This window comes from Micromonospora sp. NPDC006766 (genome assembly GCF_040636055.1).
Classification (GTDB): domain Bacteria; phylum Actinomycetota; class Actinomycetes; order Mycobacteriales; family Micromonosporaceae; genus Micromonospora.
Genome location: NZ_JBEYIX010000043.1, coordinates 1 through 14,965, shown reverse-complemented (window position 1 = coordinate 14,965; position 14,965 = coordinate 1). Strand labels below are relative to the sequence as shown.

18 protein-coding genes are annotated in these 14,965 nt (G+C 71.1%); 4 read left to right on the top strand and 14 right to left on the bottom strand.

Translation table 11 applies throughout. From position 1 onward, the window contains the following. The 8 genes from ABZ671_RS25450 to ABZ671_RS25415 all read right to left on the bottom strand — a co-directional run bounded on the left by ABZ671_RS25450 (position 1) and on the right by ABZ671_RS25415 (position 7,081). Positions 1-924 carry a phytanoyl-CoA dioxygenase family protein gene (locus ABZ671_RS25450; RefSeq protein ID WP_357862566.1) on the bottom strand — a complete coding sequence of 308 codons (924 nt, stop codon included), beginning with the start codon at positions 922-924 and terminating at the stop codon, positions 1-3. Continuing rightward, on the bottom strand, positions 921-2,027 hold the full coding sequence (gene hppD / locus ABZ671_RS25445; RefSeq protein WP_357862564.1) for a 4-hydroxyphenylpyruvate dioxygenase: 1,107 nt from the start codon (positions 2,025-2,027) through the stop codon (positions 921-923). Before hppD ends, ABZ671_RS25450 begins: the two co-directional genes overlap by 4 nt. Before the next feature lie 71 nt (positions 2,028-2,098). Further along, positions 2,099-3,337: a beta-ketoacyl-[acyl-carrier-protein] synthase family protein gene (locus ABZ671_RS25440; RefSeq protein ID WP_357862563.1), complete on the bottom strand. Its 1,239-nt coding sequence runs from the start codon at positions 3,335-3,337 to the stop codon at positions 2,099-2,101. Continuing rightward, entirely contained in the window at positions 3,334-4,950 is a 1,617-nt protein-coding gene (locus ABZ671_RS25435; protein WP_357862561.1) for a class I adenylate-forming enzyme family protein, read from the bottom strand. The genes ABZ671_RS25440 and ABZ671_RS25435 overlap by 4 nt, the downstream gene beginning before the upstream one ends. Further along, the gene (locus ABZ671_RS25430) at positions 4,947-5,462 is read right to left on the bottom strand and encodes a beta-ketoacyl synthase chain length factor (RefSeq protein ID WP_357862559.1); all 516 of its coding nucleotides are present in this window, start codon (positions 5,460-5,462) and stop codon (positions 4,947-4,949) included. The genes ABZ671_RS25435 and ABZ671_RS25430 overlap by 4 nt, the downstream gene beginning before the upstream one ends. Further along, positions 5,459-6,577, bottom strand: a complete 1,119-nt coding sequence (locus ABZ671_RS25425) for a beta-ketoacyl synthase N-terminal-like domain-containing protein (protein WP_357862557.1) — start codon at positions 6,575-6,577, stop codon at positions 5,459-5,461. The genes ABZ671_RS25430 and ABZ671_RS25425 overlap by 4 nt, the downstream gene beginning before the upstream one ends. After that, positions 6,570-6,815 (bottom strand): acyl carrier protein, encoded by a 246-nt coding sequence (locus ABZ671_RS25420; protein ID WP_357862555.1) that lies wholly within the window; start codon positions 6,813-6,815, stop codon positions 6,570-6,572. The genes ABZ671_RS25425 and ABZ671_RS25420 overlap by 8 nt, the downstream gene beginning before the upstream one ends. Then, positions 6,815-7,081: a phosphopantetheine-binding protein gene (locus ABZ671_RS25415; protein WP_357862553.1), complete on the bottom strand. Its 267-nt coding sequence runs from the start codon at positions 7,079-7,081 to the stop codon at positions 6,815-6,817. Before ABZ671_RS25415 ends, ABZ671_RS25420 begins: the two co-directional genes overlap by 1 nt. 17 nt (positions 7,082-7,098) lie before the next feature. Here ABZ671_RS25415 and ABZ671_RS25410 point away from each other — a divergent pair, with 17 nt between their 5' ends. After that, positions 7,099-7,707, top strand: a complete 609-nt coding sequence (locus ABZ671_RS25410; RefSeq protein ID WP_357862551.1) for a 4'-phosphopantetheinyl transferase superfamily protein — start codon at positions 7,099-7,101, stop codon at positions 7,705-7,707. A gap of 8 nt (positions 7,708-7,715) precedes the next feature. Here ABZ671_RS25410 and ABZ671_RS25405 read toward each other — a convergent pair whose 3' ends face one another. After that, positions 7,716-9,062, bottom strand: a complete 1,347-nt coding sequence (locus ABZ671_RS25405; RefSeq protein ID WP_357862550.1) for a class I adenylate-forming enzyme family protein — start codon at positions 9,060-9,062, stop codon at positions 7,716-7,718. 567 nt (positions 9,063-9,629) lie between these two features. Here ABZ671_RS25405 and ABZ671_RS25400 point away from each other — a divergent pair. Continuing rightward, positions 9,630-9,872 (top strand): hypothetical protein, encoded by a 243-nt coding sequence (locus ABZ671_RS25400; RefSeq protein WP_357862548.1) that lies wholly within the window; start codon positions 9,630-9,632, stop codon positions 9,870-9,872. 264 nt (positions 9,873-10,136) lie between these two features. On the opposite strand, the gene ABZ671_RS25395 is transcribed toward ABZ671_RS25400, so the two are convergent. After that, positions 10,137-11,354, bottom strand: a complete 1,218-nt coding sequence (locus ABZ671_RS25395; protein WP_357862547.1) for a helix-turn-helix transcriptional regulator — start codon at positions 11,352-11,354, stop codon at positions 10,137-10,139. Positions 11,355-11,846: 492 nt separating this feature from the next. Between ABZ671_RS25395 and ABZ671_RS25390 the strand changes: the two genes are divergently transcribed. Both ABZ671_RS25390 and ABZ671_RS25385 read left to right on the top strand, forming a co-directional pair. Next, entirely contained in the window at positions 11,847-12,689 is an 843-nt protein-coding gene (locus ABZ671_RS25390) for a helix-turn-helix transcriptional regulator (RefSeq protein WP_357862545.1), read from the top strand. 10 nt (positions 12,690-12,699) lie between these two features. Then, complete coding sequence (locus tag ABZ671_RS25385) at positions 12,700-12,885, top strand: DUF397 domain-containing protein (RefSeq protein ID WP_357862543.1); 186 nt, start codon at positions 12,700-12,702, stop codon at positions 12,883-12,885. A 93-nt stretch (positions 12,886-12,978) separates the two neighbouring features. Here ABZ671_RS25385 and ABZ671_RS25380 read toward each other — a convergent pair whose 3' ends face one another. From ABZ671_RS25380 to ABZ671_RS25365, 4 genes are read right to left on the bottom strand one after another with little or no spacing between them, the layout of a single operon-like run. Then, positions 12,979-13,407: a hypothetical protein gene (locus tag ABZ671_RS25380; protein ID WP_357862541.1), complete on the bottom strand. Its 429-nt coding sequence runs from the start codon at positions 13,405-13,407 to the stop codon at positions 12,979-12,981. Further along, positions 13,400-14,056, bottom strand: coding sequence for a hypothetical protein (locus tag ABZ671_RS25375; protein ID WP_357862539.1), 657 nt, complete (start codon positions 14,054-14,056; stop codon positions 13,400-13,402). The genes ABZ671_RS25380 and ABZ671_RS25375 overlap by 8 nt, the downstream gene beginning before the upstream one ends. Then, positions 14,053-14,313, bottom strand: coding sequence for a hypothetical protein (locus ABZ671_RS25370; protein ID WP_357862537.1), 261 nt, complete (start codon positions 14,311-14,313; stop codon positions 14,053-14,055). The genes ABZ671_RS25375 and ABZ671_RS25370 overlap by 4 nt, the downstream gene beginning before the upstream one ends. 3 nt (positions 14,314-14,316) lie before the next feature. After that, positions 14,317-14,580 (bottom strand): hypothetical protein, encoded by a 264-nt coding sequence (locus tag ABZ671_RS25365; protein ID WP_357862535.1) that lies wholly within the window; start codon positions 14,578-14,580, stop codon positions 14,317-14,319. Between the last annotated feature and the right edge of the window lie 385 nt (positions 14,581-14,965).

Here is a 14,965-nt window from a genome sequence, read left to right as displayed (position 1 = left end):
TCAGCCTCCCTGCTGGGCGCGGTCGCGCCAGATGACCGGGCAGAATTCGGGGTCCGCGTAGTCCGGCCGCCCCTCGTGGGTACGGCGGACCAGCACGTCGTGGTTGTACGCGGCGAGCGTGCCGTCGGAGAGCGGATACTCCCGCCAGGCGTTGCCGCCGTCCTGCAGGTGCAGCGAAATCGCCCGGCGGGGCCGCCCGCTGACGTTCGCGCCGCTGCCGTGGTAGGTGCGGCAGTGGTGGAAGCTCATGTGCCCCTTGGGGATCACCATCGGGATCTTGCGGATCTCCGTGTTGTTGTACGCGGCGTTCTCGGCGAGCATCTCCTCGAGCTGGTCACGATCCCGGTCGGCGAAGTGCCGGACCACGGTGTCGTCGGCGCCGATCTCCCGCCAGCGGTGCGACCCGTCGACCATGGTGATGGTGCCCATCTCCTCCCCGCAGTCGTGGAAGGGGATGAACGCGGTGAGCATGTTCTCCGATGACGAGGACGCCCAGTAGTGCTTGTCGAAGTGCCACGGCACGATGTTGGACGGCTCCCCGTCGATCGGCGGCTTGTAGATCAACGTGGACTGGAAGACCCGGATCTCCTCGGCCTGCGCCAGCCGGGCGGCGACCGCCCCGATCAGCGGCTTGCGCAGGATCCGGCTGATCGCGTCGTGCTCGTAGTGCACGTAGTCGTTGTGCCGCTGCACGTCGCCCCTGCTCGGCTCCCAGTAGGCCAGCTTCGGCGGTCGGACGGGCAGCCGGCGGTCACGCTCCCCGGCGTAGTAGCGGTCGGTCGCCGCGACGAGCTGGTCCACCTCGTCGTCGGTGAACAGTTTCTTGGACAGGTACCAGCCGTGTTCGGCGTAGTGACGCACGTCGGAGTCCGACGGCAGCAGCGCCTCCTCCTCGGCGGTCAGGGTCGGATGTGTGGTGGTCATGCCCCAGCTCCTTCTGCCGTGCCGGCCGCGACGGCGGGGATCGCCCCCGCCGCGGCCAGCTCCCGTTCCTTGGCCTCGTAGAGCGCCTTGATGTTGCCGCTGCCGAAGGTGGTCGCCCCGCGCCGCTCGATGAGCTCGAGGAAGAGGGTGCGGCGCACGTGCATCGACTCGGTGAAGATCTGCAGCAGTTGGCCGCCGTGGTCGGAGTCGACCAGGATGCTCAGGTCGCGCAGCCGGTCCAGCGGCGCGTCGATCGGCCCGACCCGCCGTTCCAGGTCGTCGTAGTAGGCGGCCGGGGTGCCGGCGAAGCGCACCCCCCGGTCGGCGAGGGCGCCGACCGCGGTGACGATGTCGTCGGTACGCAGCCCGAGGTGCTGCACCCCGGCGCCGGCGTGCCAGCGCAGGAAGTCCTCGATCTGCCCGGGCCGCCGGCTGGTGTCCGGCTCCAGCAGCACGATGGTGACCCGCCCGGACGGGCTCTGCACCACCTTGGAGTTCATCGCCTGCCCGGCGACCTCGACGTGTTCCTCGAAGGTCTGGGCGAAGCCGAAGACCTTCTCGTAGTGCTTCACCGTCTCGTCGAGTTGGCCGGGCGGCACGCAGACCGCCAGGTGGTCGATCTCGGCGAGCAGCTTGTCGTCGCCGCCGGCCGGCAGCGGATCGATCGCGCCGGGCAGGAACTCGGACCGGTCGCCCCGCCGCTGCACCAGCCGGTGCAGCACGTCGCCGAAGCCGCCGACCTCGGCGATCACCACCTCGGCGTCCGCGCCGGTGTAGGTGCGCGGCGGGGTCACCCCGGTCGCCCCCCGGCCCATCAGCTCCGCGTACGCCCCGGCGGCGTCGTCGACCTCCAGGGCCACCACCGCGATGCCGTCGCCGTGCCGTTGTACGTACGTCGACGCCGGGTGCTCGGCGGTGAGCCCGGAGGTGAGCAGCATCCGGATGTCGGCGTGGGCCAGCAGCAGCGAACGCTGGTCGGTCAGCCCGGTCTCGGGTCCACCCTGCCCACGCAGCCGGAAACCAACCGCGGTGCGGTAGTAGTAGGCCGCCTGCCGGGCGTCCCCCACGTACAGTTCGATGTGGTCTATTCCGTTGATATCCACCTGTCAGCCCTTTCCGATGTCCCCCGTGACTGCCGGTCCCGGGCGCCCCTGGCCCGGAATGGAACGTCGGATCACCTCCCCGCCCCGGCGGCCCGCCTGAGCAGCAGGCTGACGTTCTGGCCGCCGAACCCGAACGAGTTGGTCAGCGCGTGCTCGGCGCGGGTGCTCCGGGGCGCACCGCGGACGTGGTCCGCCGCGCAGTCCGGGTCCGGGTCGTCGAGGTGGTAGGTGGGCGGCAACAGCCCCCGGCCGAGCGCGAGCGCGGTGGCCGCCGCCTCCAGCACCCCGGAGGCGCCCAGCAGGTGCCCGGTGAGCCCCTTGGTGGAGCTGACCGGCACCCCGCCGACGCCGAACACCTCGGCGAGGGCGGTGGTCTCGGCGATGTCGCCGAGTTTGGTGCCGGTGCCGTGCGCGTTGACGTAGCCGACCTGGGCCGCCGTCACCGCCCCGCTGGTCAGGGCCCGGCGCATACACTCGGCCGCCCCGGCGCCGTCCGGTCGCGGCGCGGTCGGGTGGTACGCGTCGGTGTTCACCCCGTAGCCGGCGACCTCGGCGTAGCCGGTGACGCCCCGGGCGGCGGCGTGTTCGGCGCGTTCCAGCACCAGCAGCGCCGCCCCCTCGGCGAGGACGAACCCGTTGCGCCGCTTGTCGAACGGCCGGCTGGCCTCGGCGGGCTCGTCCCAGCCACGGGCCAGCGCGCGGGCGTTGCCGAAGGTGTCGGCGAAGGTCGGGAAGAGCGGCGCCTCGCTGGCCCCGCAGAGCACCACGTCGGCCTCGCCGGCCCGGATGAGGCGTACCGCGTCGGCGACGGCCTGGGCGCCGGACGCGCAGGCCGTGCCCACCGACGAGCTGTAGCCCCGGATGCCGTGGGCGATGGCGATCCGGGCCGACGGCATGTTCGGCAGGATCCCGGTGAGCAGGTACGGGCTGACCGCCGCCCGACCGCGCGCGGCGCGCGCGAGAACCTGACTCTCCAGAGTGGACATGCCGCCGACCCCGCCGACGATCACGCCGATCCGGTCCGGGTGGACGTCCCGCCCCACCTCGATGCCGGCGTCGGCGAGCGCCTCGGCGGCGGTGATCAGGGCGAGCAGCACGATCCGGTCGAGGATCTTGGTCTCCGGCCCGGACGCGACGCTGCGGGGGTCGATCTCCGGCAGCACTCCGGCCACCTCGAGGCAGTCCCGCGCCGGGTGCCCCTCGGGTGGCCGGCGCAGCCCAGAGCGGCCGGTGGTGAGCGCGTCGAAGGTCTCCTCGACGCCCCGGCCGGCGGGGGTGAACAGGCCCATCCCGGTGATGACCGCAGTCATCGCGGCGCCTCGGCCAGGTAGCGTTCGCGCAGCGCCACCTTGCGGACCTTGCCGGTCACGGTGACCGGGATGTCGTCGGGGCGGACCGGCACCACCCGGCGCAGCGTCGCGCCCACGTCCGGCCCGAGCGCGGCGCGGACCCGCGCGCTGCGGTCCTGCGCCGGGTCCGCCCCGGCGGCCAGTTCGAGCAGCACGTCGGTCACAACTGCGCCGTTCTCCTTGACGATCACGACGGTGCAGTCGGTGACGTCGGGGCAGGCGGCGAGGACCCGTTCCTCGGACAGTGCGGTGAAGAAGCGCTTCCCGTCGCCGAGTTCGACCGAGTCGACGGCCCGGTCCAGGTGGTAGTAGCGCCCGTCGGCGTCGGCGTGGACCAGGTCGCCGGTGAGGTACCAGCCGCGCAGCCGGGACCGGTAGGTGGTGACCGAGTCGTTCCAGTAGCCGCGAAACAGCGACGGCGAGTCGATGCCGAGCCAGCCGACCTGACCGGGCGGCAGCTCGTTGCCGTCCGCGTCGAGCACCGCCACCTTCGTGAACCGGTACGGGCGGCCGATGCAGCGGCTGTACCGGTTGGTGTCGACGGTGTGGGTGATGTGGAACATCGAGTGCCCCATCTCGCTGGAGCCGAGGCCGTCGATGAAGACCGAGCCGGGCACCCGGGTCACCCCGTCGCGGGTCATCACCTCCCGCGAACCGACCTTGACCAGCCGCCGCACGTGCGGCTCGTGGGAGCAGTCGCCGGTGTTGAACCACAGCCGCACCGAGTCCAGGTCGTACCCGGACAGGTCGAAACGGGCCAACTCCGCCCAGGTGACCGAGAAGCCGAAGACGCCGTCCGGCCGCCACCGTTGGATGGCGTCGAGCACCCGCTCGCCGCCCTGCTCGGAGAGGAGGAACATCTCCGCCTGGTTGCCCAGCGCCTGGTTGACCATCAGCACGGTCGCGGTGTGCGGAGCGGGCAGCGCGTTGAGGATCCGGCTGGTGCCCTGCGCCTGCGGCATGGACAGCAGGTGCCGGGTGGCCGCGAAGAGGCTGGCGTGCGAGTGCAGCACCGCCTTCGGTACCCCGGTGGTGCCGGAGGTGTGGGTGATGACGATCGGGTCGTCCGGGTGGTGCCGGTAGTGCGGGGGCGCGGCGGCCGGGTCGCCGGTGCCCGCCTCGGCGGGCTGGCCGAGCAGCGGGGCGCCCAGGTCGTGCCCGGTGAGGGTCGCGGCGTGCGCGGTGTCGGCGAGCACCCCGGCGGCCCGCAGCCGGCGGATGTACTCGGCGGCGATCTCCGGGCGCAGCTTGCCGTTCATCAGCACGGGGATCGCGCCGAGCCGGGTCAGCGCCAGGAAGGACAGCACCATGTCGGCGGCCGTGCCGGCCCAGACCGCCACCGGGTCGCGGGGTTTCACCCCGCGCTCGTGCAGCCAGGCGGCCCGGGCGGCGACCCGCTCGTCGAGCTGTCCCAGGGTCAGCGGGCGCTCGGCCGGGTGGCCGTCGACCGCCGTGTCGAAGGTGAGCCCTGGCCCGTTCGGGTCGGCGCCGTGCGCCAGCACCCGGGCGAGCACGTTGCCCGCGCCCAGTTCGGTGTCGGCGGCCAGCGCGCCGCGTAGTCCCTTGGTCCTCATTGACGTGTTCCCTCCCCCAGCAGCACCGCGACCGCCTCGCCCGGCGTACCGTCGGGTGCCTGTTCGACAAGAACCAGCAACACCTCGTGGGCGTCGCCGTCGTACCGCAGCAGTTCCGCCTCCGCGATGCCGTCGGCCCACGGATCGCCGGTCGGGCTCATGCACACCACCGGGCCGTCCAGTCCCCAGCGCGCGGCGACGTGCCCGGCGACGCTGTTCGGCACCGACTGGAAGAAGAACAACGGCCCGACCCGGCCGCCACCGGCGACGGTGGCCCGGACGTGCTCGGCGCTGGCCCGGTCACCGCTGGCGCTGATCAGCACCACCGCCGTCCGGTTGCCCGTCGGCAGGGGGCGGTCGCCGTACCGTCGCCCCAGACACCGCTCGGCCACCGCCACCACCAACGGCGCGAACCCCGAGTGCACGAACCCCGGCACCGGGGCCGGCGCCGCGTCCCCCACCTCCGGCCACCGCGCCTCGGCGAGGACCTGGAGCCCGGCCGCCCCGATCACGGCGCACCGACCAGGAGTGCGGTGTTCGCGCCGCCGAAGGCGGCGTTGAGGGTCAGGGCGTGGGGGGTGGTCGCGGGGTGGGGGGCGTCGGTGATGACGTTCAGGGGGCAGGATTCGTCGGGGGCTAGGAAGCCGGCGTTGACCGGCAGCTTGCCGTGCCGCAGCGCCAACACGGTGACCACCAGTTCGAGCAGGCCGGACGCTTCGAGGGCGTGCCCGTGCACCGACTTGGTGGAGCTGACCGGGAGCCGGCCCGCCAGGTCGCCGAACACCCGGCGCAGCGCCGCCGCCTCCGAGGCGTCGCTGTACGGGGTGCCGGTGGCGTTGGCGTTGACGTAGCCGACGGCCTCGGCCGGCAGGCCGGCCCGGCGCAGCGCCGCGTCGACCGCCCGGGCCAGCCCGCCGCCGTCGGGGTCGGGCTGGCAGGGGTGGTACGCGTCCCCGGCCCGGCCCCAACCGTTGACGGTGGCGAGTGCCGGGGCACCCCGTCGGGCGGCGGCGGTGGCCGACTCCAGCACCAGCGCGACCACCCCGTCGCCGAGCAGCAGCCCCTGCCGTCCGGCACTGAACGGGCGGACCGCCCCGTCGGCGGCGAACGCCCGACCGGCGTCGAAGAGCGCGTACTGGTCCGGCTCGACCAGGTAGCCGGCCGCGACGACGACCCGGTCCAGGTCGCCCCGGCCGATCATGGCCGCCGCGTCGGCGACCGCCGTGCTCGCCGACACGCAGGCGGTGGTGTAGATCCGGGTCCGGTCGGCGAGCCCGCAGCGCCGGGCCAGGTGGCCGGCGAGCTCCGGCGTCTCCGGCCCGCCGCCGGGCAGCGAGGGCGGGCCGCCGTGGGTGGCGAGGAACAGCGCCGCCTCCGCCCGCCCGGTCCGGTCCAGTCCGGCGGCCCGGCAGGCGACGTCGATCGCGTCGGCCAGTTCGTCGGCGAGAGTACCGGTCTCCGGCAGCGTGGCGGCCACGGTGACCCGGCGGCCGGTGGTGTCGAACCGGCGTACCGGCGCGAACGCCGGGGTGCCGGCGAGCACCCCGGCGAGCAGCGGGTCGACGCCCCGGCCGAGGGCGCTGAGCGCGTGGACGCCGGTGATCTTCAGATGCTTCCGCTCAGCCATCGGCGGGGGCGGTCAGCGAGGTCTGGAACACCGCGAGGGCGTCGTCGACGGTACGGATGCCGGCGAGCTGGTCGTCGGTCAGCTCCATTCGGCGGTCGTAGCGCTGCTCGACCAGGTGCACCAGCCAGGCCAGCTCCATCGAGCCGATCCGGTCCGACACCTGGTCGGCGGGGCGCGCGGTCAGTTCGGCGAGCATGCTCACCAGGTCAGCTCGCCCCAGATCGGGCTGACCGGCCATCAGGCGGCGTCGCTCTTCGCGCCGGCCACCCGGTCGGCGATCATCGTGGTGAACTCGCCGACCGTCATCAGGGCCAGCTGCTCCGACTCGTCGTCGGCGAACTTCAGGCCGTACCGGTCCTCCACCCGGACGGCGAGGTCGGCCAGAGCCAGCGACTCGAGGTCGACGCCGGACGGGCCGAGGGTGGTGTCGTCGTCGAGGTCATCGACGTCGTAGTTCATGTCGGCGAGTTGCTCGGTGACGAAGGCGCGGACCTCGTCTCGCATGGCGTTAACCTCTTTCCGTGAACCAGCTACCGGTGCCCGGTCGGGACACCGTGTACGTGTGGATCGGCCATAGCGCCGGCGATCGGCCGGAGCTCGTGCGGCGGCTGCTGCGGCGCGCGGGTGGCGCGCTGCTGGGCCGGTCCGGGGCGGAGATCGGGATGCGGCGGGCCCCCGGCGGACGCCCGGAGGTGTACGCCCACGACGGCCGGACGCTGCCGGTCAGCGTCAGCCACGCCGGCGGGCTGGTCGTGGTCGCCGCCCGAGCGGACGGACCGGTCGGGGTGGACGCCGAGCGACGTCGCCCGCTGCCCGCCGCGCCCCTCGCGGGCCGCTGGTACGACCCCCACGAGGCGGCCTGGCTGGGAAGCCGGGCGGAGGCCGGCCGGGACCTGGACTTCCTGCGCCTGTGGACGGCGAAGGAGGCGGTCGGCAAGGCGCTCGGCACGGGGCTGCGCCACGGCGGGCTGCGCCGCCGGATGCCCGCCCCCGGCGGCCCGGGTGAGCTGCTGCGCCCGGTGCCCGGCTGTCCCGGCGTACGCGTGGGCCACCCGGAGGCCGGGGACGGCCTGGTGCTCGCGGTGGCGGTCGTCGGGGCGGCCGGGAAGGTCGATGTCGCCTTCGCGTAGCGGGCCGGTCACGACGCCGCGTCCCGCAGCACGGTGGCCGAACGGACCAGCTTGCCGGTGGTGGTACGCGGCAACTGGTCGAGCAGGTGCAGGGTGCGCGGCCGCTTGTAGCCGGCGAGGCGCTCGGCGAGCAGCTTGTCCAGGGTCTCCTCGGACAGCGGCCCGTCGGGCTGCACGTACGCGGTGATGCCGTCGTCCCAGACCACCACCGCGGCGCCCACCCCGGGCAGCTCGGCGACGGTGGTCTCCACCTCGGTGAGGTCCACCTTCATGCCGCCGACCGACACCTGCGAGTCGAGGCGGCCCTTGACGGTGACCAGCCCGGTATCCGGGTCGACGGTGCCGGCGTCGCGGGTGTGCAGCCAGCCGTCGGACCAGCGGGTCGGGTCGGTGAGCCCCACGTACGGGGAAGCCGGGCAGCTCACCTGAAGCTCGCCGCCCTGTTCGCGCACCTGGATGCCGGGGGCGGGGGCGATGGCCGGGCGGTGCGCCCCGTACAGGTCGGTGCCGATGACGCCGACCTCGGTCATCCCGTACATGTTGCCCAGCGGGACGCCGTAGCGGTCGGTGAAGGCGCGGACGACGGCGGCCGGGACCAGCTCACCGCCGGTGGTCATCCGCTTGAGCTGCGGCAGCTTTCCCGGCGGTGTCGTGGAGGCGAGCAGCCCGATGTGGAAGGGCACACCGAGCACGGTGGCCGGGCTGTCCTGAGCGGCGACGGCGGCGAGGACCGCGTCGCCACTGAGGCGCTGCGGCGGGCAGAGCTCGACGCCGGCGTGCAGCCCGTAGAGGAGGCCGCCGACCAGGCCGAGCACGTGCACCATGGACGGCAGCAGGATGATCCGCTCGCCGGGCAGCGCCACCCCGTCGATCAGCGTGTACCGGCGCACCTCGGCGACCAGGTCCTCGACGGTCCGGCCGATCACCTTGGACGGCCCGGTGGAGCCGGAGCTGAGCTGGATGACCGCGTGCGGACTGCCGGCCGGGCGGTCGGAGTAGGCGGTGAGCCCCTCGGTGACGTCGACGAAGACGCGCAGCGCGCCCCCGCCGGTCCGCACCGGGGCGACCACCACCTGCGGAGTGAGCCGGCGCAGGGCCCGGTCGACCTCGTGATCGGTGAGTCGGTGGTCCAGCAGGATGGCTTGCGCGCCGCTGCGCCAGGTGGCGAGCAGGTTCACCACGTACGCCAGTGACGGCGGCAGGCGCAGCGCGGCGGCGCCACCGCGGCGCAGGCCGGCGTCGGCCAGCCGGGTCTGTGCCTCGCGCACCAGGCGACGCAGGGTGCCCTTGTCCACTAAATCCGGCAGGCGCAGACATATGTCATTGGAATGCCCGGTGAACAGAATGTCGTCCACCCAGCTCGCCGCTGCCGCCGCAGGATCTATCGCTCCAGATTGCACAGTCACGACCGCCCACCACCCAGCCTCAGAAATGGGCGCAATACGCCCAACAGATGCGCTCCCCGTGGTGCTGACGGAACCCTACGCAATCAATCCAGATAGCTCCACATGCAAATGGCTAGATCAATAAGAGCGGCTGGGCGGATTGCCGAGGCTCGATCGGACAGGCAGTATCGCGGGTACGCCGGCACGCGACACACCGGCAGCGGGCTGCTGCGCGCGTCCAGGTGGCCGCACCAGTCCTCGGCCCGCGTGCCCTGCGACGCCGTCCGCAGCGCCGCGGCCGGACGAATGTCGGTGCGGGCCGGTACCCTCCGCACGCTGCCCGACGCTCGCTGGCGGCAGCAGGGAGGACGACGCTGATGACCGACGGGCCGCCGCGGCTCATCGCGATCGACCACGACGACTATCACGCCGAACACGTGGGGCACACCGCCGACGGCCGGCAGTTCCCCCCGACACCTGTTGAACCGGGACGCGCGGCGGCGAGCGTACGAGGGGCGGCTGGCAGAGCTAGGGCCGGTGACGTTCGGCCGCATCGAGGTGGCGCCCTTCGCGGTGGAGCGGTTCGGCACCACCTTCGGCCTCATCCCCCAACCGCCCGAGGACGGGGACGATTTCTGGTGGGTGGAGCTGCACCCCGGCAACTACATGGCCTTCACCGCGCCCTGGGACAGCGGCGAATACGACACCGATATACCTCTGGGTCATATTCATGCCTTAGCGGCATATCACTTTTGGCCGTCTCCATCTGGCAAGCCTTGAGCCCTCCCGCGCACGGGTTCGACCACCATCTTGATTTCCTCCTCCGCCTGAAGTCGGGGATCCCTCCCCTCGCGGGGTGGATCTTCCTGCTTCATCGGCGATTGCCCCCGGGACGAACCCAAGCCGGGGTCTTACACGGCCTCCACAGGCTTCACATCCCGCCAGCCCGGCGGTAGACCGGTCGAGTTTCCTCAACCGACGTTGCCGCCGTGGGGCTGTCGTGCTTGGCTCCGGGCAAACGGCTCGGCCTGTCGACACTGCGCGTCATCGTTGGATGAGTCCGATGGTGGTGGCGAGGCGGGTGACGTCGGCTGTGGTGGGTCCGGTGCGGAGCAGGGTGGTCAGGGCGGTGTGGGCGGTGGGGCGGGTGCGGGTTTCGGCGGGGGCGATCTGGTCGGCGGTGACCAGGGCCTGGCCGGCGGCGCGGTGGTCGCCGAGGTCGAGGTAGGCGCGGCTGATGTCGATCAGATGGGCGGCGCGGTGTTCGGCGGGTAGCCGACGCCAGGCGTCGCCGCCGGTGACCTGACGGTGCAGGGTGATGGCGTGTTGGCTGTCGCCGAGTTCGGCGGCGATCAGGGCGCGGGCGAGGTCGACCATGACGGGCACGAAATCGAGGTCGCCGCCGCCGTCGTGGTCCGGGTGGTCGCCGAGTTCGGTGGCGAGGTGGGCGGCCTGCTGGGTGTGGTGACGTACGGCGGTGGGATCGTCGCAGGTGGCGGCGGCGAGGGCGGCTTGGATCCGCAGGATGCCGGCCAGGGCGAGATGGCAGGGTGGGGTGTGCCGGGACGGTGTGGGGGTGAGCTGTTGTGCGGCGGTGGTGGCGGCGGTCATGGCCAGCCGTCCCCGGTGCAAAGCGCGCAGCGCCTGCGTCAGGGAGATCGTTGCCGTGGCGGTGCGGCGTGGGTCGCCGGCGGCGGTGGTCATGGCCCGGTCGGCGACCAGCCAGGCCAGTTCCGCTTCGCCGAGTTTGACCAGCACCTGGGCGGCGAGCCGATATGCCCGTACGAGCAGGTCCGCGGTATCGGCGGCGGCCGCGAGGTGGCGGGCGTCGGTGAGGAGGTCGGGCAGCATCCGTAGCACCTGGGGGTGGTGGGCGTGCCGGTACGCCTCCCAGGCGTGGTTGATCCGGCGGGTCACCTCGTCGGCCGAAGGCGGCAGGCCAGTGCAGGTGGTGTCGTAGCAGGCCAGCGTGGCGCGTACGCGTTCCAGGGCGTCAGCGGCCGGTCCGGTGGGCTCTGGCCAGCGGGCGGCTTTGGAGAACAGGATTTCCGGGGTGACGCCGAGAACCTCGGCCACAGTTTCGATGGTGGAAAAGCGGTCGAGGTTACGGAGACCCCGTTCGACCTTGTCCACCCAGCTTTTCGACTTGCCGATCCGGTTGGCGAAAATCTGCTGCGTCATGCCGCGTCGCGCACGTAGCTGCGCCACGCGCCGTCCGGGTGGCAGGTCACCGGCGAGGTACCGGCCTGGCCTGCTGTTCATCGCTCCTCCGTCCGGTGCATGGCCTCGGTGGACTCGCCGCAACGCGGACACCACCGCGACTTGACCCGAAACGCGAGGAGCCCGAGCAGGAACCCGAGCGTCAACCCGCCCAACACAACCGGAACGATCTCAGCAATCACGAGCACTCCCCCACCACAGTCACGCGTGTCATCGCCCCTCCTCTGGCCAGTGCCCCCGATTGATCGGGATGCGGTGTCTTGCTCGGCAGGGCAGATCTGATCCGCACTGGCAGACCTGACGCCACCGCTTCCACGACCACACCGGCCGATGGCGACGAGCAAGGGTGAGGGCGGTTGCGGCTACGTACTTGTCGTAGCTGTTCTGCTGAGACATGCACGTCTCCTCATGTCCGTTTCGCGCTGCCGACGCAGCCATCTTGCGCGCGCAATTTCCGGTAGTCAACACTGTGGACGCGCAACACGCACAACAAGTGCCTAGCCAGATTGGTGAGACACGAGCAGAATGTCACTCATGGAGAGTCCGACCTTCGTGCGGTTTCAGCTCGGCGCCCAGCTCAAGCAGGCGCGCGAGGCCGCGAACGTGACGACCGAGCAGGCAGCCGAGATCATCGAAGTCTCGGCAAGCACCCTGCGACGAATCGAGCAAGGACGGGTGGGTTTGAAGGGGCCAGCCCTGAAGGCGCTGCTGGACCGGTACGAGGTCGTAGATGCCGAGTTGCGCGAGACGCTGCTGTCGATGGCCCGGACCGGCAAGCAGCGCGGCTGGTGGGCCAAGTACGCCGACCTGCCCAGTTCCTACCGGCAGTTCATCGGGCTGGAATCCGCAGCGTCGGAGATGCAGAACTTCGAGACGCTCGTCGTGCCTGGCCTGTTGCAGACCGAGGACTATGCCCAAGCCGTCATCAGTAGCGAGGTGTCCCAGCCGACACCGGATGGTGTGGCACAGCGAGTTGCCGCCAGACTGGAACGCCAGAAGCTGATCGCGGACGGCAAGCTCCGCATGGTTGCCGTCCTGGACGAAGCGGTCCTCCGCCGGCAGATCGGCGGACGCGACGTCATGGCCCAGCAGCTCACCGCACTGCTCGACGCCCAGAAGCGCTGGAACGTGACCATCCAGGTCATCCCGTTCCGCGAGGGCGCCTACGCTTCAATGCTGAGCAGCTTCGCCATCCTGAGCTTCGAGGAAGGCCCCGGGGTGGTCTACATCGAGGGGCTGACCGGTGACCTCTACGCCGAAGGCGAGGATGTCAGGCGTTGTACGGTCGTCTTCAACAGCCTTCGAGCGTCAGCCCTGTCCGCGGCTGCCTCGGTAGCGCTGATCAAAAAGATCCGTGACACGGAGCACCAAGAGTAGGAGGCCTGCCATGGATGCCCACTGGCGTAAGAGCACTCGCAGTGGCGGCAATGGCCAGTGCGTCGAAGCCCGGTATGTGGACAACAGTGCCCAGGTTCGGGATAGCAAGGACCGGCAAGGGCCGGTGCTGTCCTTCACGGCCGACCAGTGGGTCAGCTTCGTCCAGGGCATCAAGGCCGGCAAGGTCGACGCCTGACCTTACGACGCCGGGTGCGGGCAGCCACCTGCCGCACCCGGCGCTCAACGAGCAACGAGTGCGGCAGCCCCAAAGCGGCTTCCCGCCCGCGGCCTACAGGTGCTCGGCCGCGAGTTCCTCCGCCTCCGCTACAAACCCGTCGAGCTCGTCCGGGGTGAGGTTTACCTCCAAGAGGATCTGGCCGAGGATGAAGAGTTCGGCCCCAAGGGCAGTTTCGGCGGGGATAGTATCGACCAGTTCCTCTTCGCCGAGGGCGGCGCGGATGAGACCTTCCATCTCCAGCGCCGGCAAGGGTTCTCCGCCCTGGTGCCGGGCGCGAACTGCGGCGACCCAGGTGGCGACGTCGGTCGGGGTGCTCTCCGGGCCGAAGCGGCGGTGGACCGCGAGGGCAAAGGCTGTCCCGATGACTTGTAGTCCGTTGGCCAGACCGTGTTTGCCGATCTCCACCACCAGAGCGTCGACGGCATCCCAGTCAGCCCTTGCCAGAGCCCGGATCAAATCGCTGAGTGGCTGTTCATTCATCTCTGTTGAACCTCGCTATCCACTTGGCCACCACGCTGACGGCCCGATGCGCTGCCACGCCTGCCAGCAGGCCGACTACTACAAGGTGTCCGGCGGCCTCTGCCCCATCTATCTTCGGCCGTGCCGGAGGACCCGGGACGGTGGGGGTGCCTGTTCCGGTCGAGTGGGTGCCGGAGGGACCGTTGAGGTCACGGAGGGCCTTGGCCGCTTCTTGAAGTGCGCTGGTGGCCGTTGTTGCTTGTTCCTGCGCTTCGTCGGCCCTTCGCACTGAGCGCTTGAGGAACCCTCCGATCTTCGATCGAGCGACGTCGCGGCGGTCGCTGTCCGTCACGAGTTCCTCTCCGGACGGCGTCCCGGAGGTGGCCTGTCCAGGGGCTGAACCTGGTGCGATGGCATTCAGGTAATCAGCGACATGCCGAGCGGCTTCACTGCTCAGCCGGGCAAGCCGGTGCGCCTTGTCGACCCCGGTACGACTCTGGGCCACCGCCGCACGGAGTCTCGGATGATCGGTACCTCTGCCGGCGTCGGCGTACCGGGCGCTTCCCTCGGCGACATCCACCGCGGCACGGTTCGCCTGCACCGCGAGTGCGTCCAGCCGGTCGATCGCGGACCTGAGCTGGGCCACGACCTGGGCGAGCAGGCCGTTCACCCCAGCGCCTTCCGAAACTCGGTCCCACTGTCCTGCGCGGCGCTGATGACCCGAAGGGTCAACTGCACTTCTCGTACGGCCTCGGCGATGGCCTTGCGGGCCTTATCCGCTTCGGCCCGGCGGCTGTCATGGAGGGACGCGAGCACGAGCCCGGCAGTTTCGTCCAGCGCTGTGCCGATCTCGTTGAGGGTCGTCTTGCCCTGGTCGAGTAGCCGGTTCGCCTCTTCGAGGGTCGCCTTGACCTCACCGATGCTCACGGGTCAGCCAAGGACGCTGATGTACTGCCGGGCCGCCTCCGTGCTGCCTTGAAGCGTGGTGGCCGCCTGGATCAACTGCTGTTTGCTCTGCTCGGCCCGGCCGATCGCCGCTGAGATGGCGGGGTGTCCGGTGCCAGCGGCGACCCCGCGCAACCGAACGAGCACCTGTTCGATTCCCTCGATGGCGGCCCGGATCTGGCCGGTCGTCGCGTTGCTCTGCTCGGCTGCCTGGGCAAGCTCGGCCTTGACTTGCTCGATGCTGGCCATGCTGTCCTCTCGGTCGACGGCGGCGGGAAGCCGGTCTGCACGCCGCGTAGCGAGGCAGACACTATCCAACATGAATCCCCTTCCGCAGCCCCGACCCGTGTACGGAGCTGTGGCCGGGGTAGCCCGAGCGGCAGGCGGTCAGCCGACGCCTCGCCCGCTGGCAGTGGAGACGTCAATCTGACCGATGACGGCAGCGGTGATCAGGCAGACTCGGTGCGAACAACCTCGGGTTCATGTCATGCCAGGTGTCGGCGTACAGGCACCAGTGCAGAGCCAGGTACGCCTGGACGGGCTCTGTCGCCGATCTTGTGACGGCGTGGAGCTGAGGCCAAGATCAGCCGAGTGCTCTCAAGCTTGATCAAGGCTCTGCCGCATCTGTCCAACG